This is a genomic window from Acinetobacter sp. TY1 (assembly GCF_048551395.1).
Lineage (GTDB): Bacteria > Pseudomonadota > Gammaproteobacteria > Pseudomonadales > Moraxellaceae > Acinetobacter.
On record NZ_JBLYZK010000003.1, the window covers coordinates 1 to 19,354 of the forward strand.

A 19,354-nucleotide genomic window follows, 5' to 3' on the forward strand; every position below is an offset into this window, starting at 1 on the left:
ATTAACCAGTAAAAATCCACACAAGTTGTTCTTCATATATTCTTAATGATCTTCTCAATGATTCGTCATCATCAAGCTAGGTCGGCTATATTACTCTCTATCTCTAAAAAGTCAACAGGTAATGAATATTATTTTTAAACTTTCTTTTCAAAACCAAACTTAATCAATTCAATCAAGTCCTTGTTTCTCAAGAAGTTTTAATCTTCATCACCGCCGATGGATGTGCATTCTACAGTATTTTTTATACCACGCAATACCTTTTTTAAATTATTTTCTTAATTCGTGTTTGAGTGGTTGTTTTATACCCATTTATCATATTTATTCACACTTTTTAACCATATTTGTTTTAATACATTATGGTTTACACCTGTTAATATAGTTTTAACTCTTTTTAATCCAATCATTATGGCAAAGAAAATTGCAAAAAAGGATTCCTATGCATCGTTTTAATTTTTTATGGGCAAGTATGTTTTCTCTTGCTTTCGCTGCACCCGCTTTCGCGCAAGAAGATGCTATCATTTCTGAAGCAATAAGTGATTCAGCTGAAAACGATGCTGTAGAACCTATACCAACAGATGTGGTAAACACAACAGAACATAATAAACATCCGCGTCTTGATGCGTTGAAAGATTTGAAAAATATTAAAGCAGAAAACTTAAAAGTTGATGCAAATGCTGCACAAGACGACAGCATTAAAGATCCGTTGCAACCGCTAAACCGTGAGGTATTTGCTTTTAATGACATGCTTGATCGTAATATTGCTCGTCCTTTAGCAGTTCAATACTCAGAAAAAGTACCTGGTGAAGTTCGTGGCTCATATCGTTTATTCCGTAAAAATATGTCTGAACCATGGAATGCCGTCAATCAACTCGCCCAAGGTCGTTTTAGCCGTGCAGCAAAATCATTGGGCCGTTTTACTATTAATACAGTGACATCTTTAGGCTTGGCTGATCCTGCAAGTCGTCTTGGATTACCTACAGAAGAAGAAAGCTTAGGAATGACCTTAGGCTACTATGGCGTACCAAGTGGCCCTTATTTAATGTTACCTATTATGGGGCCAAGTTCGTTTCGTGCAGCTTTAGACTATCCAGTTGAAGGTTATGCTAAACCGATGACCTACATTTTAGGTGATCATGATAAAACTGAATTAGCTTGGGGGCATACAATAATGAGTGCTATTGATGCCCGATCGAACTTACTTGATGTAGATAAAGTCTTACAAGGTGATAGGTACGCATCTATTCGTGACATTTACCTACAACGTGTAGCATTTAAAATTGCTGAGAAAAAAGGGAATGGTGAAGAAACTGTTTCTTTTGTTGATGAGCAGGATGACGACAGTGACGTAGATAGCAATTCAAAAAAATAATTGAATATTTTCTTACACTATTTTAAGAAATACGATTTAGCTAATGTTGGCGTAAATTTTTTTGTTTTACGCCAATACTTGGCGATTGATTTGACATCGTCTAATATATTTATTTTACAACGCTCAGGTTTTTAATTTCATTCTATGTATTTCATTCAACCCACTCGACTGATTCCCCATTTAGATGCTGTTCTAAATGCACTTCCGAGTTTAGAAATGATCCGCATCGAAGATCTTGGGCAATGTGACTCTACACTTGTTGCAATTGCGGATGTACATGACTATTTAGAACATCAATGGTCTTTACCTACTGTTGTTATTGCGCATGAAAACGAAGGTTCTGAACTTTCTCAAGCGTGGGAATTGGGTGCATTGGCAGGATGGATTTGGAATCGTTTACCAAACGATCCTGAACAATCTTTACAAAAAATAGATGCTCAATATAAACGCAATCAAGATAGTCGTGATTTACCTTCTGCAGCGGAACTACAAAAAAAATTACTCCCTAATCCAATTGAGTTACTCAATTATAAAGTTGAAACGTTATTTAAACCTTCGGCTTATTTATCGGGTGATTGGTATGATTATTGGAAAATAAGCGATAAAGAAATTATTTTCTATCTTGCTGATGTCTCTGGCCATGGTGTAACAAGCTCACTCCTCACTTCTTGGATGGCTGCATTTCATGGTCGCTCTAAAACACCACGAGAATTAATCAAAAAACTCAATGGTATGTTAGTTCAAGAAAATATTGAAAAACACATTACAATGGTTGCAGGTACGCTAAACCTCGAAACCCATACCTTAAAATGGTCTAGTGCAGGTCATTATCCTCCACCTATTATCTTTGAACCAAATCAAGCCCCTCGTGTTTTAAATACCAGTAGCTTTCCATTAGGTCTAACAGAAGACCTCGAAGTTGAAGAATTTACGACAACATTGACTAAGCATGCACGATTCATTATTTGCTCCGATGGTGCACTCGAACCATATAGTGGCGGTTTGAATGAACAGTTCGCTCAACTGGTCTATCATTTGCAAAATCAATCATTCCGTGCACCAGATCACGTTGCGGATGATATTGCCATCCTCAGCCTCAGAAGAATGAATTAGATTTATAATCAATAACCTACATCACTATAGACTATTTATACCTATGCAAATGCTTGAGTATCGAGTTGCGCTATGTGATAATTTTCAAATCCTTTTCTTCAAATGGCATTTATATGTCAACAGGTCATGTTGAATATGCAAGCTTGAATGGAACGCATATCTTCAAACTCATTGGTGAAGTGCGAGCCCAGTCTTGTATAAGCTTAGACAAACTTTTGGCGAGAATTGAACAGCAAGAAAACGTTACCGGCGCACTTGTTGATTTAACCCAAACTACTTTTATTGACAGTACTGTTTTAGGTATTTTGGCTAAACTAGGCTTAAAACTTAGACAAATCCACCATGTTCAAGCAGTAATGCTCTCTACAAATCCCGATATTTCTACTCTAGCCAATAGCATGGGGCTAGGGCAAGTTTTTGTCATTTTAAATTACTGTGGTGATCCTAATGTCTGTACTAAAGCACTGATTGATGACAACATCACAAACAATACAATGCTATGCACGGTATTAGATGCACATAGAACACTCATGAAACTCAATGAAAATAATCAAAATATGTTTGAGCCATTGGTGAAGCAACTTGAAAAACAGCAAGATACGATGGACTGTATATCTGCTGATAAGCAAAATGCTTAACTATTCTTCCAAAATATTTCAAGGATAGAGCATGACTTTACTTTCCGTTGTTCAAATGAATTCTCAAAATGACATTGAAGCAAACTTCATGGTCATTGAATCATTGATTCAAAAAAGTAAAGCTTTAGGTTCATCTTTGGTTGTTTTCCCTGAGAATTTTGTTTGTTTCGCCGCTGGTAAACAACGCGATACAGCTGAGCGTTTCGAAGAATTTCAACAACGTCTTGAACACTTAGCGTATCGACATCAAATTTGGATTGTTGCGGGTACTCTCCCATGCCCTTTTCGTCCTGATGGTTCAATCATTGAAGATGGTCGTGTTCGTACTGTGAGCTTATGTATTAGCCCTGAACGCACCGAAGCACGATATGACAAAATTCATTTGTTTGATGTGCAAGTTGGTGACGCAGTCGGTGGTTATCAAGAATCTAAGTTTTTTGAACCTGGTACAGATGTCGTTGTGGCAAGAACACCCTTTGGCAATATTGGCTTAATGGTGTGTTATGACTTACGCTTTCCTGAACTTGCACTGATGCTTAGATCGCATGGTGCAAATATTTTGACTGCCCCTGCTGCTTTTACCCATACAACAGGTGAAATGCATTGGCAGTTATTACTCCAAGCACGCGCTATGGATAGTCAATGTCAAGTTTTAGGCGCAGCGCAGCAAGGTTGGCATGGTGAAAAGCGCCAAACTTGGGGGCATGCAGGAGCAACCAACTCCCGTGGACAAATTTTACAAATTACAGATAATGAAGGTACCCGACTTTTAACTGTACCTTTTGATTTAGAAGAACAAAATACCATACGTGCATCAATGCCACTTATGCAACATCGACAATTAATTCAACTCTAAAGTTTTAAATAAAGTAAAACGTAAGTCTTGAGTTTTTTCATGAACTCATTTTTAATATTTTCATTGCAACTTTAAAGCGATAACAATGAAAATATTTTTACCCCTTATACCTGTATTTCTTTCGTTCACTTGTGGCTCGGTATTTGCAAAATCAAATGATCTGTATGCAATTGCAAAAAAAAACTCAGAAACAGAATGTGTTCGAGGTTTAGCCCAACCAGTACTTTTAAAGAATAAAGTTCAGAATCATACATTTTCAATTAAAAATACGACTGATGATTTCCCTATTTTATATGGCTTAGAAACAGCACAACTCGAAAATAAGCAAACTATACGACTTGAACATGTTGGTTGTGAATCTTATGGTTTCAACATTCAGCTTATGCTAAATTCAACCTATATTGAAAAAAATCATACACTTTGTCAAAGTTGTTTAATTCAAGAGTTACGTAAAATTGCTGTTTATTTTCAACAAGATGATCGTGAGTTTTATTTAGATGGTATTACTGCTTTAGAGCAACAATTTAAAAAATCCAAGACCTTTAAAATCAATACTGAATACATGCTTAAAGGTACAGAAGAAATGCCTCAAACCTTTTCTTTTAGTCAGATTCAAAAGCAAAAAAATGGGCAATATCTGATTGATTTTAGAAATAATACAGGTCCACTTTAATTCTTTTTTATTTAGACATTATATTTACAAAAAAACTGCTTATTAATTCTGCATTTTAATACAGGATAGTGTTTCAAATAAATATTTTAGGATATAAAAATGTCTTTAGAAAAGGTGGTTTATACCGCACATGCGAAAGCAACTGGTGGTCGTGATGGTCGTGCAACATCTTCAGATGGTATTTTAGATATTCAGTTGAAAGTACCTAAAGAAATGGGCGGTGCAGGTGGTGGTACTAACCCTGAACAGCTTTTTGCTGCGGGCTATTCTGCATGTTTCTTAGGTGCAATGAAGTTTGTAGCTAATCGTGATCATTTGAAAATTACGCCTGATGTTTTTGTTGAAGGTGATGTCGGTATTGGCCCTATTCCAACAGGTTTTGGGATTCAAGTGACTTTAAATATTCATTTAGAAGGTTTGGAGCAAACAGAAGCACAAAAACTAGTTGATGCTGCACATATTGTTTGTCCATACTCAAATGCAACACGTGGCAATATTGATGTGACTTTGAATGTAATTGTTTGATTTCAAATCAAACATTAGAATAGCTTTACTTCAAATAAGCCGATTTTTTTTCTAGTCGGCTTCTTGATTATAATATAGACACTTTAATTGATTTCTAATAAAATTATTAAACATAATGTCCATTATGTTTATCTAGTCATGATTACTGAGTTAAGTCTATTTACGCAAGCAGTTGTAGTAACACGGTAGGACAATCAAAACATCAAGAAAGCAATCAAGAGCCTGCAACCAAAATAGAAATGAGAACTTAAACAAATTAGTAAGATTAGTAAATAAATTGAGCGAACAATTACGGAACTTCAAGATAAAAAAAAGCTCTGATCAAACAATTACAGGTTTTAGAAATAAAAGTGAGTAATTTTAAAGAATAAACCACGACAGAGTTATAGTCGCATTTTTAGAATGTAATTTAGTTTTTAAAAATATTTATCTAAAATATAAGCAAGTCCACCAAATAAAAAAAACAAGATGCTTGATGCATAAATTATGTATTGAATATAAAATAATTTAGGATACTTTATTAGCATCTCATTCAGTTGATTTTTATTTATTAGGTAATAAAATTGTTGTCCATAAAGTTTTTTAAAATTAACTCCTTTTTTTATATGTAGAGTTTCTCTCCAAAAAACTAATGGTAGACAACTTAAAAAGTAAGAATTAAAAGGTTCTAAAGGAAGTTTGAAATACAGTTTATCATCAAAAATAATTTTACAGATACCCTTTAAATTATAAGAGATATAAATATATTGAACTATAAAAAACAGAAAAAAGAATGAAAAAAACAATACACAAAAATATTAATGGCATTATTTCTATGAACAATAAGAGTTTATTCATTATATTTTATTCTCATTAATCATTAAAAAAATCATAGTCTTTTCTAACAACTAGCTCTCCTAACTCGATTTCACTCTACTCGTCTAGGATTTAAATGTATTTTTATAAAAACTTACTTAAAATTGTAGCTATACCTATAAAAAAAATAAATGAAACACCTGAAAATAGAATGAAATATTGTGTATAAAAAAAAATGGGGTATTTATTTATTAATTCCTTTAATTCACTTTCATTGAGCGAAAAATAATAATTTTTTGAGTATAGTTTTTTAAATTTAATATTATACTTAATATTTAAATATTCTTTCCCAAAAACTATTGGCAATGCACTTAATAAATGAAATGTTAAGGGACTTAAAGGTGCTCTATACCACATTTCATCATCAACTATAATTTTACATATATTTTTTAAATTAATATTTATATAGACATATAAGAAAAATGAACATAAAAAGAAAATAAATAAAAATACAAATCCAAACACAAAAAAAGTAAATATATAGTCTGTAGTTAGTACATTGAAGAAGTGTTTCATTTTCTATTGCTCACTTTATCATAAATATAACCCGCCCCAAATCCTGCTCCTTCGCTAAATCCCCAACTTGCTAAAGCGCCAACACCAGCGGCAACACCTAGAGCAACCCAACCTGTTCCGCCTGTTGCAAGACCTACAACAATAAAACTTACTACAGCTCCAGCTCCGAGACCACCAGCAATTTTAGAGCTTTCCACGACGGTAGTTCTTACTTTTTCTTGAGATTTAGCATTTACAATTGCATCACCTGCATTGTAAATATCTAAAGCTAGAAACAAATATCCTCCACCTTTTATAGATTTACTCATTTTCCCAACTTCACTCATTTTGTCGATATAACCTTTTATGCCACCCTTGTAAGTTGCGCCTCTAGCTAAAGATGATTGACTAATTATACGCCTCATATTATTGGTCTTAATTGATTGATCCCATTTGAATAAATTTTTTCTGGATTCTCTATTTAGCTCATCATATAAATTAGAATATTTTTTTCTAAAAGCTTTAAAGTTTTTAGGATTCGCTAAAGAAGTACCCTTTGCTTTTTCTTCTGCCATTTTTAACGCTAATTCGCCATGTATTTTATATATTCTTTTTGTTGCCCCATCTGAAAAACTCATAGCAGCATCAATCCCTCCCTTTGCGATTGTTCCCCATGCGATACCACTATCATTTTGTGTATTATCAAATTTCTGAACTAAAGGATGATCATTATTTATAAAAATATTTGTATTGGTTATTTCAGTTCTACTGTCATTAAGGGCATCATAAAAAAACTCATAGTTTTGGGCAAAGAACTCAGCATCGAAGTCCTTGTCTTTTTTCATTTGTTCTAAGTTTTTTTGGGCTTCTTGAGCATCTTTTTTATATTGTGGTAGCTCTTTTGCTGTTGTTGAGTTGGAAAGAACAACCACCATTCCTGGTGTTAGTAATCGAATTGGTGCCATATTGGATATATGGGGATTATTTGCTCGAAGAATGTCCCAGTCAGAAGCAATCAAAGACTTTTTAAACACTCTTTTCGCCCAATGGAGCATGGTTTCAGTCTTTTTAATTAAATACCAAGCAACTTCACCATCATTTAAATAAATTTCTTTAATGTTTTCTTTTAAATTTTTCGTCATTTCAGCTGTTACTTTGATAGTAAAAGCGCTATGTGTTTTTTTATCTTTATATGGTTTTACAGAAATTTTTTGAAGAATTTCTCCACGTAAATAAACTTCATAAATTAAACTAGTATTCAAATTATAAATTTCAGTCCATCCAGTTAAACCTTGCTCATTAAATCGTTCTTCAAACTCAATTTTTTTCTTGGTATTATTATTAATAACGACAAACTTACAAGTTAAATCCTTTAGTTTTAAAGGTGCTTGTACTGTAAGTTTTAAACGACTGTAGTGCATATCTCAAACCTATTCTTCGTCTGTTTCTTCTTCGTTGGCTTCTTCAACATCATTCATCATTATTCTTGTGACGATAGTTTGGGCCGATGGGGTTGTTTTGAGTTTTATAAATCCATCATCGCTGGTTAAGCCACGCTGAATATTACCGTCTTCATCCATTAAAATATAAGGCTTATTGGATACTGCTATATTTTCTTTATTTTTAACGAGGTATTGTAGGACATAGGGATTCTGTGCATCTGGCATCTGAGGTAATTGGACGTTTACTTTCTGTCCGCCTTCAAATTTATGTTGTCCTGCTTGAAAAATAATTTTTCCGTTTGTAGAGATGGTAATCCCTTGATCATTGATAACAATACGAGAACCACCAGCCATTATTATTGCTCTATGTGAATTGATTCAATTAATTTATCATAAAATAACAAAAATTGGAGTAATTGAAACATGACTATGATTATTGCCGCACATTTAGATGACTGTATTCTGATCGCAGCGGATAAAAGAGCAATGACATATGATGTAGAAACAAAAATATTGCACTTGGCACATGATGAGGTACAAAAAATAAAACTCTGGAGTCGAGGAGCAATAGCGGGAACAGGGGAAATGCTTTTTCTGAATCGAATCGCTGATTACTTTATTCAATTTGAAGTTGATGGGCGACCATTGAAACAAATGGATGTGATTTATAAGGAAATAGAAAAACGAAGTTTAGAAGGTGTTTCGAAGAAAATATTGATCAATAATAGCCTTATATTCTCAATGTTTGATGGTTTAGAAACATTACTCTACCTCATTCCAATTGAACTATTTTTTAAAGAAATTGAAAAAAATGGGCAAAAAATTATTCAACCTGAAATGTATCAAATTATGTCTTTTAGCGTAGATGTAACATGTTTTAATATTCCACCCGATATGAGTAGTCTACAAAATTTTCAGGGTAATTTAAGAAGTCTATCGAGTTTTGATAGTGAAATAGAGTTTATTACGTATTACATAGAACAGCTCAAACAAGTTTTTGGAGTACATGCTCAAATTGACCCCAGTATTACAACCTCATTTGATCTATATATCCAATCTTGTAGTACGGGGAAAAGCCTTGCCTTACATGTTCCAAATTTATTTTTAGTGTAGCTAATTTCTAAAAAATTGAATTATTGGGAAAAATTTAGTAAATAAATATAAAAATGTTAAATTTTAGCGACCCAAAGTAGCAATTTTTCCAATCATTCAGGAAACTCTTTTTATATGTAAATTTTGCTAAAACCAGCACAATACACTTATGCGAAACAAAATTTTAAATGTGATTAATCAATATTTTACATTAAATCAAAAAGCCCAATCTCCACCGATTGCGCTTTTTTAATGATTTCTTACGTTTCACACATAGGATTTAATCATTGTCCCACAACTTTAATTAGAACAGTAAACAAACACATCACTCTGCAGCTTCATTCGTCACACGTAAAACCTCTTCCATCGTAGTTTTACCTACCAACACCTTACGTAAACCATCATCACGGATTGAACCCGTTTGCTGACGTGCATACTCTTCAAGCTCGTACTCTGCTGCATGACCATGAATTAAACGGCGCATCGCTTCATCAACAGGAACAATTTCATAAATCGCAGTACGACCTGTAAACCCTGTATGTGAGCAATGATCACAACCTTGTGGTACAGGTAACTTCAAAGTATGTTCCGTTGTAACATTTTTAAAAATATCTTTTTCAAAATCATCGGCTTCACGGAACGTATGACAGTGTGAACATAAAGTACGCACCAAACGCTGTGCCATTACGCCAATAAGAGAACTGGCCAAAAGAAATGGTTCAATTCCCATATCCTTTAAACGAGTTACCGCACCAATAGCTGTATTGGTATGTAGCGTTGACAATACTAAATGACCTGTTAAAGACGCTTGGACTGCAATTTCAGCCGTTTCTAAATCACGAATCTCGCCGACCATCACCACATCAGGATCTTGGCGAAGCATGGCTTTTAACGCACGAGCAAAAGTCATATCTACTTTGGTATTGACCTGCGTTTGCCCAATCCCTTCGAGTTGATACTCAATTGGATCTTCAGCGGTCAAAATATTTTTAGATCCATCGTTCAAATCAGAAAGTGCAGCATAAAGCGTCGTGGTTTTACCCGAACCTGTAGGGCCAGTCACCAAAATAATCCCATGCGGACGATGTACCAACTGCGTTAAACGATCATAATCAGGTTTCATCAAACCCAAATGAGTCATGTTCAAACGCCCTGCTTGCTTATCGAGCAAACGCATAACTACACGCTCGCCATGCGAAGATGGCAATGTTGACACACGGACATCGACCTCACGCCCTGCAAGACGCAAAGAAATACGACCATCTTGCGGCACACGCTTTTCAGCAATATCAAGTTTTGCCATAACTTTAATACGTGAAACCAAAAGCGGTGCAAGCTCACGGCGTGGTTGAACAATTTCACGTAGTTGACCGTCGACACGTAAGCGAACCGAAAGTTTCTTTTCAAAAGCTTCGATATGAATATCGGATGCACTCACACGAATTGCTTCGGACAATAATGCATTAATTAAACGAACGATTGGTGCATCATCTTCCTGATCCATCAAGTCCTCAGTTTCTGGCACTTGATCAGCAAGGCTAAGTAAGTCAGGATGATCTTCTAAACCTGCGGCAACTTGTTGTGATTCACCCGTTTCACCTGCATAACTTGAACTCAGCATATTGTTAAAATCGGTATCTGAACATAATTGATACTGTGCCACACGTCCAACGTAACGGCGTGCTTCCTGAATCGCAATTTGTGCAGTATCCTGACGACGAACAATAAAGACTTGATCGCCTTCGTAACGTAGCAACACTCCGTGTCGTTTCGCAAAACTATAAGGTATTTGTAATTGTTTCAGTGCTTGCATTACAAGTTATATTAATGATTAAAATTGCTTTGAGTGTACGCTATGCGCATGACAGCGTGAAGCCTGTTTTTTAAAAGAATTCAATATAGGAATGGCACTTTTGTTGACAACGAATGAACTTCTTGAACCTGAATTGCCCAATTTAAAATGGTGGGGCGATCAGCATTTTGAGCTCCATCAATCCAAAGCATGGCAATTTGGCTCGATGATGCTTCGCTTGACCCGTGGTTTACAGGAATGGCGACTGGAATATTATCGTCCGCAATTTCAGTACGACTATGAGCAACAATGGCATAGCATTCAAGATGTTAATTTTGCCTTTCCACAGCCTGTCCATGTTGAACGCTATATGTTCCGTGAAACACATAATACGTTTCAGTTGTTACCACGGCTTGCGGATCGCTCTGTGGTGATTCGTCCTGTCGATCCAATTTATATTCCCGCAGGGCAACGAGGGACTTTGTATATTAGTACCCCACTGTGGATTTCAGGCTATGTTCAGGCACAAAAAGAGCCATTGTTCGATATTCCCGTCATTCAGCCAAAAGATACATGGTTTGGTCCAGATCATCGTACGGGTGACATGTGTTATGCCACTTCTGTTGATGGTCGAACCGAATTAAAGCTACTGCGTCCTCGCGCTTTTCGTGCAGTGACACCAATTGATTTTCATAATGTCAGCAGCCATCAATTACGCTTTGACCGTATGAATGTTCCTGTTCCTGCACTACCTCTGTTTTATAGTGAAAGTACAGGTCGTTTATGGACATCACAAATTAAAGTGTTATACGAAGGAAGTGATCGTCCATCTCGAATTAAAATTGAAAATCGTACACCACCACTTGCAGGTGAAGTTGTTTACGTACATCCACCTCGTGCACCAGGTGGTGCATTATTTAATATGTTCGATTCATTTTTTTAGGAGTCCCACATGTCCAACTCAACGATTCCTAAAGATATTTTCGATAGCTTTAAAGGTGTATTTACCAATATCAATACAGATCGGTTAAGTGAAATTTTAGTTGCACTTGTCTTATGTGTGATTGGTTTTTTTCTTGCCCGTCTCATTTCTAATGCTTTTATTCGCACAATTGGCGTCCGATTTAACGCCCATCAACGTCTTGTATGGCGACGTGGTATTTTTTACTTTATTTTCATGATTTTTGTAATGACTAGCCTGAAAGAGGCTGGTTTTAAACTCAGTGTATTTTTAGGCGCAGCAGGGATTTTAACCGTTGCTTTGGGTTTTGCCTCACAAACCTCTGCATCAAATTTAATTAGTGGTTTATTCCTTATTGGTGAAGGTTCTTTTGAAATTGGCGATACCATTCAAATTACCCTCATTCGTGGTCATACGATTGAAGGTGAAGTTATTTCAATTGACTTATTATCGGTAAAATTACTCACTATGGACAATGTTTACGTACGCTTACCAAACGAACAACTGATTCGTGCCCCCGTCCATAATTTATCAAAGTTTCCGATTCGACGGATTACACTCACTGTACCAATCAATTTTAATGAAGATATCAATAAAGTGCGTTCCGTGCTGATTGATATTGCCACAGCCTATCCATTGGTTTTAGCCGACCCTAAGCCTCGTGTCACGGTTTCTTCTTTTGCTGAATCTTCGATTGAGATCACGTTTGCCCTTTGGTGTAAGCAAAATAATTATTTACAAGTGAAAGATGAAATTCATGAGCTAATTCGTAACCGCTTTGTAGATAATCAAATTGAGATTCCAGTCCCTAAAATTGGTTTTGTAGATCGTCCAACACCTCAACAACCATTAACCGATGAAGATTTAGATCGTTATGCCAATACACAAGAAATTAAGCGTGAACCTAAGTTATAAATTTTAGAATTTTGATCTAAACATAAAAAAAGGATGGTGATCATGCCATCCTTTTTTTGTTTTATGGATTGTCTTTTTCTACAACAACATTTCTAATTTTTAGGTTGGTCTTTACTCTCGTCACCATCTTCAGCCAATTGGTTAACAATTTTTTGTGCAGGCGGTAACGGTGCAAAGTAACCAATCACCAACATCACCAAACCACTACCAATAAAGGAAACAATGCGTGTAATGGTATGTGTGTGTGACAAATCTAAGAAAATTAATTTTGCAATCACCAAAGCCAATACAGCAATGCCGAGCATCCACACATGACGTAACGACTTTTTGCTCGCAAAGGTGGTCAAAATCAGTGCTAGTACCACCCAAAGAATCGTTAAACTTGCTTGAACTGTACCATTCTGCCAAGCCTCAACCGACCAATAAGGCAAGTTCATATAGTGATATAAACTACGCAACATCACACTGCTGATCAGCATTAGACCTGTCACAATCATGATTGCCATATTGGCAATTTGTAGTTCACGCCCTTGCGTTTGTATTAATGGTTTCATCGCAAAAATACAGATCACAAAAATGCCGATACTTAAAGCATCCATCGGATTGAGTAAAGTGATATACGGCAAGTTCCATTGTCCATTTTGCAATAGACTAATGAGCCATACACTCAAACCACCAACAAGGACAATACTGATATTGCCCTGCCAATAAGGCTGTACAAACTGTAAAGGCTTCACTTTTAACGATGCTAATAAGACAACAACAGGCAATAACAACAGCATTGGAATAAATGCGAGTTGATTCGATGCCAACAATCCACCAAAGACTGCCATCAACAAAACAGCAAGCAACATAAAGAACTGTTTTAAGAATAACTTCATTTGCTTAGTGAAAACTTTTAGACAGAAGATAAAGACCATAAACCACAAGGCAATAGTCATTAACATCGGTATTTGATAGACAGGTTCAATCGTCCAAAACTGAAAGTTTTTTGTAATAAAAGCACTCAATACTGCAATTTCACTCACACCAATAAATAAAAGAATAATACTCAGTGACAACCAAATTTGATCAAGCACTTGATGTTTGAAGCAATAAATTAATGTAAGAATGCCCCACCACAACAACAATGGCAAAGCGATACTGTATAAATCGCATTGCATCAAATCGCATATTTTATACAACACATATGGAACAAAAATGAATGACAAACTAAGATTCAAACAGGCACTTGTTCGATCAATCTGAGTGGATGCAGGTTTGACTTTATACCATAACCAATACGCAATAAATGTGTTGACTATAATCAATAAAACTACGACGATATAACGTAAATTTTGCTCACCGAAAATAGCAGATATTGCACAAATAGCACTCGCCCACAACAAAACTGTAGAGGCATTTCGTATAGATGGAACAGCGTATAAACACGTGATAATTAGCATACTTAATGCTTGCAATGTCCACCATATTGAAATGATATCGGTCTGCCATAAAACCAGTGGAATCATGGCAAAGTAAAACAGCGCACAACCTGCAAACAATTGCATATTTTTAGACAGTTGCTGAACTTGAAAAACACGCACAGCGATGACTGTTGATGCAAGTGTCAAGACTGCCATTAATTCAGCATTTTTAACGAGCACATCATTTTGATCCACCATAAAACAATACAACACAACGACAAATTGTAAGATCAACAAACTTCCGAGTGTTGCAGACTGCATCATCTTGCTTAAAAATGCACTATTTTGTATTTGCTGTACCAATGGCGTTGCAACGGCATCTTCTGTATCAATATGATCTATACCAACATCATGATTGATCAATTTTTCATTCAGCTCAGGTGTGCTAAAAATATAAGCACTTGCTAAATAAGCTAAAGTCAGGAAACACACAGCAAGTACACTCAAGTTTCCATCAAATAAAATGCTTTTCAGCCAAAAAGCACTACTGGCCCCAAGTAAAACTAAACCATACAACACACTATTTTTTAAATGATGACGACAACCCATCCAAATCAGTGCCAATGCCTGTACTGCCCACCCTGTACTCGTCCATTGGGCATCAAAAGCAAAAGGCAAAATGAGTGCAAGGAAAGTTAATCCTAAACCGTAAAAACTCTGAATCAACAATGTCAAAGCTTGTGACTTCTTATGTAAGACATAGCCCACCAAAAAATACACCAATGCCAATACTGCACTTGCAACACTCAATGCTGTCTGATTGTGATAGACCAAGCCTGCATATAAGGTAAACGCCATAAATGGTGTGGCAAAAATCAATGCAGTATCTATCAATGGTATGTTTTTAAAAGCAATTTTATACTGTGCAATATTTTGGCTGTAACGAATTGAAACAAACAAATATAAAGCAAAATGTAGCCAAACCAATATGCTCAACATAGCATATTGTTCAGGTTGTGCTTTGAGCCAAATACTCAGTCCACCGACACCAAAGGTTGCAAGCAATGAAATGGTATTTAAGATACGCCACGGTTTAAAGAAAGCAATCACGGCTAAAGCTATATTTAACGCAAGATAATAGCTAAACAGTGCAGGTATATTATTACTGCCTGTATTTAAAATAAACGGCGCAATAAAACCACTTCCAAGGGCTATAAATGCCAAAATCAGTGCATTTTGTTTCAAAGCAAGTAATAATGTCACGGCGAGCAAGCCAATGAGTAAACCGTAACTCAGTGCGACAGAAGTGATAACAGCGAGCTTAAAAGCACTAAATAAAACAAGGAATAAAATTCCTAAGCCCGCACCTTGCACACTAATCGCATAACCATAACGTTTGTTGCGTAGCCAATACCCGACTGCGGTCAGTACGCCACCTGCAACAGCAATGCCTGCTAATTTTGTACTTAATGTCGGTTGCCAATATTCACTAGCAAAACGTAATAGTAAAATCACCCCAATCAATAAAATGATAATAGCGATACGGACAATACTATTTCCACCTTTGAACCATTCAACAAAAGCACTCCATAGCGAAGTCATACCTTTCAGGTCTTTTAATAAGGTACTTTCTTTACTTTGATCAGATTGGTTTATAGATTGTGCATTGTGTTCTGCTTGTTGTGACTGACTCTCTGCATAACGTACTTGTGAATCTTCTATGTAATCACTTGCTTTCACAAAATCATCTTTTACATAACTACCTTCTTCATTCGCATCTGCTAAATTTGAAGGATTTAAACTAGAAGTTGTGGAAATATTCTGTTGATCCGATAAAACTGAATCATGTAAAACTTCTGCGCCATTATTTGGTGTAAAGACTTGATCAAAATGATCTGACTCCATCTGTTCCAGCATTTGAACATGAATATTTTGTTCATACCTTTCTAATTCTTTACTTTCAGCTTTGAGAAGGTCTGAGGATTTCTCTTTATTCAATTCTTTAGCTGTATTCAACCGCTGTACTTGCAATAAATCTTGAATTTGCCTTTGTTGGAACAAGATCATGTGTTGTTGCTTACTCAAAGCATTCAAGACAAAAATCAACATAAAACAAAAAAATAATCCGACTGCACTAATCCATCTCGGCTCATCGTCTAAAATCAGGAAAGCCATCCCAAAACATGCTAAAACCAAAAAATTGAGTTTAGTCAACCAACCATAGTCATTTGGTATAGCTGAATATTGGGGACTTATACCCGACTCCATGTTCGATGTTGTATTGTGTTCTTCTTGTTGTGATTGCATGGACTATCCTGAATTAAAAAGAAAGATCAGTCATTCATTTTGAATCATAGCATCATAGTACATCCGACCTTTCCCGTCACCCTGAGCTCATTTTTATCCAAACTCATGTAAACTATGCCTAGCTTCATTATTTTGAGAAATCATCAATGCCACCATTTGTATTAGTCGATGGGTCTTACTTTTTATTTCGTGCCTTTCATGCACTCCCACCGTTAACGACATCGACTGGACTACAGACCAATGCGATCCGTGGTGCGATTTCTGCAATTCAAAAATTGATGCGCCGAATTCAACCTACGCATATGGCGGTGATTTTTGATACGCCAGAGCCAACCTTCCGCCATGAACTTTCACCGATTTATAAAGGTGACCGTCCAAGTATGCCAGATGAACTTGCACAGCAAATCCCCTATCTACATGCGCTCATTCGTGCATTGGGTATTCCATTGCATATGCTTCCTGGTGCAGAAGCCGATGATATTATTGGCACATTAGCAAAACGTGCCGAAGCCGCAGGTCATCAAGTCCTGATTTCGACAGGTGACAAAGACATGGCACAGTTGGTCACGGACAAAGTGACTTTGGAAGATAGCTTTAAAGATAAACCCATGGATGTAAATGGGGTAATTGAAAAGTTTGGCGTACGTCCCGATCAAATTATTGACTATTTAACCCTGATGGGCGATGCATCAGATGGTATTCGTGGTGTACCTGGGGTCGGTGCAAAAACAGCAGCAAAACTATTAAATGAATATGGTTCAATTGGTGGCATTTTAGAAAATGTCGATAATATTAAAGGTAAAGTTGGTCAAAACTTAAAAGACAATGTTGAAGGTATTGCACTTGATCATCAACTTGCCAGCATTGTGATTGATCTTGATCTCAATATCACTTATGAAGATTTAAAACTCACTGACCCCAATGTAGATGTATTGCGCAACCTTTACACCGAATTAGAGTTTCGTAATCAATTACAATCCCTTGACCACCCGAACAATCCAAATGGAGCAGTTTACAAACAAGCATCTACGCAAATTGTAAAAACTGAACCAACCACAGAAGCAAGACCTATTACCGATCAAGCCCAAAGTACAAGTGATGATGATCTCTTAGGGGTAGCACAGTACCACACAATACTGACTCAAGCCGATTGGGAACAGCTTTTCCAACGCTTAAGTACAGAAAAACGTTTTGCGATTGATACTGAAACAACAAGTTTAGATTACCGTGTTGCTGAAATGGTTGGGTTTTCAGTGGCTTTTGATGCAAAAGATGCTTACTACGTTCCACTTGCACATAATTACGAAGGTGCACCTGAACAGTTGAATCGTGAAGCCATTATTCAGCAAATAAAACCGATTTTAGAAGATACTAGCGTTGAGAAAATTGGGCATCATTTAAAATATGATGCACATATTTTTGAAAATCATGGTATCCATTTACAAGGTTGGTACTTTGATACCATGTTGGCATCTTATGTGCTCAATTCAGTTGCAACCCGTCATGGTATGGATGATGTTGCGCGTGTTTATTTAAGCCATTTAACTACGACATTTGAACAAGTTGCAGGTAAAGGTGCAAAACAAAAAACGTTTAATCAAATTGAGATTGAAACGGCTGCACACTATGCAGCAGAAGATGCACATGTTACCTACCGCTTATACGAAGTACTTGATCGTAAGTTGAAGGAATTACCTGAGCTTTCAAGCATTTTACATAACATTGAAGTGCCTGTTGCAAGTGTTCTAACACGTATGGAAGAAAACGGCATTGCACTCGATTTAAAATTCCTCGATCAATTGAGTATTAGCTTCTCTGAAACCATTCAAGATCTTGAAAACCAAATTATTGAAATTGCAGGTGAAAGTTTCAATGTATCTTCACCTAAACAAGTCGGTGAAGTACTGTTTGAAAAAATGGGACTAAAAGGCGGTAAAAAAACTGCGACAGGTCAATACAGTACCTCAGAGGCCATTTTAGAAAAAATTGACCATCCGATTACAGCACTTATCATTGAATACCGTGGTCTAACCAAGCTCAAAAGCACCTATACAGATGGCTTACTTAAACAAGCCAATCCTGAAACACAACGTGTACATACAAGCTACCATCAAGCTTTGACTGCAACAGGTCGTTTGTCTTCTACAGATCCAAACTTACAAAATATTCCTGTTCGTGAAAATATTGGTCGTCAAATTCGTCAAGCATTTATTGCGCCTGAAGGACGCATCTTACTTGCAGCCGATTATTCTCAAATTGAATTGCGCTTAATGGCTCATTTTTCACAAGATGAGGCTCTCGTTCATGCTTTTAACCATGGTCAAGATGTTCACAGTCGTACTGCTTCAGAAGTTTTGGGTGTTGCCCTTGAAGATGTAACTTCAGATCAACGTCGTCAAGCTAAAGCAGTAAATTTTGGTCTACTGTATGGTATGTCTGAGTTTGGTTTAATCCGTCAGCTTGGCTTCACCCGTGAAGAATCACAAAACTATATTAAGCAATACTTCCATCGCTATCCGGGTATTTATGAATATATGCAACGTACCCGTCAGATTGCGTTGGAACAAGGTTTTGTTGAAACGATTACAGGTCGCCGTTTGTATACGCCTGATATTAAAGCCAGTAATATGATGGTTCGTAAAGGTGCTGAACGTGCTGCAATTAATGCACCATTACAAGGTTCTGCTGCGGAAATCATTAAAATGGCAATGATTGAAGTCGATAAAATTTTGCCAAAAAATCAAGCAAAACTGCTTTTACAAGTACACGATGAATTGGTCTTTGAAGTCGATGAAGACATTGCAGATGAAATTTCTGTAAAAATTCAAGATGTCATGCAAAAAGTTGTTACCTTATCTGTACCGCTTTTGGTTGAAGTGGGTAAAGGTAAAAACTGGGATGAAGCACATTAAAAC

General features: G+C 36.3%; 15 protein-coding genes. 10 read left to right on the forward strand and 5 right to left on the reverse strand.

The genetic code is table 11. From position 1 onward, the window contains the following. Nucleotides 1-436 precede the first annotated feature (436 nt). The 6 genes from ACK2M2_RS02620 (at nucleotide 437) to ACK2M2_RS02645 (ending at nucleotide 5,174) form a co-directional block, all read left to right on the forward strand. Entirely contained in the window at nucleotides 437-1,369 is a 933-nt protein-coding gene (locus tag ACK2M2_RS02620) for a VacJ family lipoprotein (RefSeq protein ID WP_419346034.1), read from the forward strand. A 144-nt stretch (nucleotides 1,370-1,513) separates the two neighbouring features. After that, nucleotides 1,514-2,482: an RsbU family protein phosphatase GigA gene (gigA, locus tag ACK2M2_RS02625; protein WP_409510389.1), complete on the forward strand. Its 969-nt coding sequence runs from the start codon at nucleotides 1,514-1,516 to the stop codon at nucleotides 2,480-2,482. A 113-nt stretch (nucleotides 2,483-2,595) separates the two neighbouring features. After that, nucleotides 2,596-3,120 (forward strand): anti-anti-sigma factor GigB, encoded by a 525-nt coding sequence (gene gigB, locus ACK2M2_RS02630; RefSeq protein WP_409510388.1) that lies wholly within the window; start codon nucleotides 2,596-2,598, stop codon nucleotides 3,118-3,120. 31 nt (nucleotides 3,121-3,151) lie between these two features. Continuing rightward, nucleotides 3,152-3,976 (forward strand): carbon-nitrogen hydrolase family protein, encoded by an 825-nt coding sequence (locus tag ACK2M2_RS02635; protein WP_409510387.1) that lies wholly within the window; start codon nucleotides 3,152-3,154, stop codon nucleotides 3,974-3,976. An 85-nt stretch (nucleotides 3,977-4,061) separates the two neighbouring features. Then, complete coding sequence (locus ACK2M2_RS02640) at nucleotides 4,062-4,649, forward strand: hypothetical protein (protein WP_409510386.1); 588 nt, start codon at nucleotides 4,062-4,064, stop codon at nucleotides 4,647-4,649. 99 nt (nucleotides 4,650-4,748) lie between these two features. Next, on the forward strand, nucleotides 4,749-5,174 hold the full coding sequence (locus ACK2M2_RS02645) for an organic hydroperoxide resistance protein (protein ID WP_409510385.1): 426 nt from the start codon (nucleotides 4,749-4,751) through the stop codon (nucleotides 5,172-5,174). Between the two features lie 939 nt (nucleotides 5,175-6,113). Here the strand turns inward: ACK2M2_RS02645 and ACK2M2_RS02650 are convergent. The 3 genes from ACK2M2_RS02650 to ACK2M2_RS02660 are packed head-to-tail and all read right to left on the reverse strand — an operon-like array spanning nucleotide 6,114 to nucleotide 8,320. Continuing rightward, complete coding sequence (locus ACK2M2_RS02650) at nucleotides 6,114-6,545, reverse strand: hypothetical protein (protein ID WP_419346035.1); 432 nt, start codon at nucleotides 6,543-6,545, stop codon at nucleotides 6,114-6,116. Then, nucleotides 6,542-7,945 carry a hypothetical protein gene (locus ACK2M2_RS02655; RefSeq protein WP_419346036.1) on the reverse strand — a complete coding sequence of 468 codons (1,404 nt, stop codon included), beginning with the start codon at nucleotides 7,943-7,945 and terminating at the stop codon, nucleotides 6,542-6,544. The genes ACK2M2_RS02650 and ACK2M2_RS02655 overlap by 4 nt, the downstream gene beginning before the upstream one ends. Nucleotides 7,946-7,954: 9 nt before the next feature. After that, entirely contained in the window at nucleotides 7,955-8,320 is a 366-nt protein-coding gene (locus tag ACK2M2_RS02660) for a hypothetical protein (protein ID WP_419346037.1), read from the reverse strand. A gap of 69 nt (nucleotides 8,321-8,389) precedes the next feature. Here ACK2M2_RS02660 and ACK2M2_RS02665 point away from each other — a divergent pair, with 69 nt between their 5' ends. Continuing rightward, on the forward strand, nucleotides 8,390-9,079 hold the full coding sequence (locus ACK2M2_RS02665; RefSeq protein WP_419346038.1) for a hypothetical protein: 690 nt from the start codon (nucleotides 8,390-8,392) through the stop codon (nucleotides 9,077-9,079). Nucleotides 9,080-9,383: 304 nt separating this feature from the next. Here the strand turns inward: ACK2M2_RS02665 and gspE are convergent, their stop codons facing one another. Continuing rightward, nucleotides 9,384-10,871: a type II secretion system ATPase GspE gene (gene gspE, locus ACK2M2_RS02670; RefSeq protein ID WP_419346039.1), complete on the reverse strand. Its 1,488-nt coding sequence runs from the start codon at nucleotides 10,869-10,871 to the stop codon at nucleotides 9,384-9,386. Between the two features lie 91 nt (nucleotides 10,872-10,962). On the opposite strand from gspE, the gene ACK2M2_RS02675 reads away from it, so the two are divergent. Together ACK2M2_RS02675 and ACK2M2_RS02680 are read left to right on the forward strand one after the other, a co-directional pair. Further along, nucleotides 10,963-11,793: a hypothetical protein gene (locus ACK2M2_RS02675; RefSeq protein WP_419346040.1), complete on the forward strand. Its 831-nt coding sequence runs from the start codon at nucleotides 10,963-10,965 to the stop codon at nucleotides 11,791-11,793. A gap of 9 nt (nucleotides 11,794-11,802) precedes the next feature. Then, nucleotides 11,803-12,726, forward strand: a complete 924-nt coding sequence (locus ACK2M2_RS02680; RefSeq protein ID WP_409510377.1) for a mechanosensitive ion channel family protein — start codon at nucleotides 11,803-11,805, stop codon at nucleotides 12,724-12,726. Between the two features lie 92 nt (nucleotides 12,727-12,818). Here the strand turns inward: ACK2M2_RS02680 and ACK2M2_RS02685 are convergent, their stop codons facing one another. Further along, a complete protein-coding gene (locus ACK2M2_RS02685; RefSeq protein WP_419346041.1) occupies nucleotides 12,819-16,439 on the reverse strand; it encodes a DUF2339 domain-containing protein in 3,621 nt (1,206 codons plus the stop codon). Between the two features lie 146 nt (nucleotides 16,440-16,585). Here ACK2M2_RS02685 and polA point away from each other — a divergent pair, with 146 nt between their 5' ends. Then, nucleotides 16,586-19,351: a DNA polymerase I gene (gene polA, locus ACK2M2_RS02690; RefSeq protein ID WP_419346042.1), complete on the forward strand. Its 2,766-nt coding sequence runs from the start codon at nucleotides 16,586-16,588 to the stop codon at nucleotides 19,349-19,351. Nucleotides 19,352-19,354 lie beyond the last annotated feature (3 nt).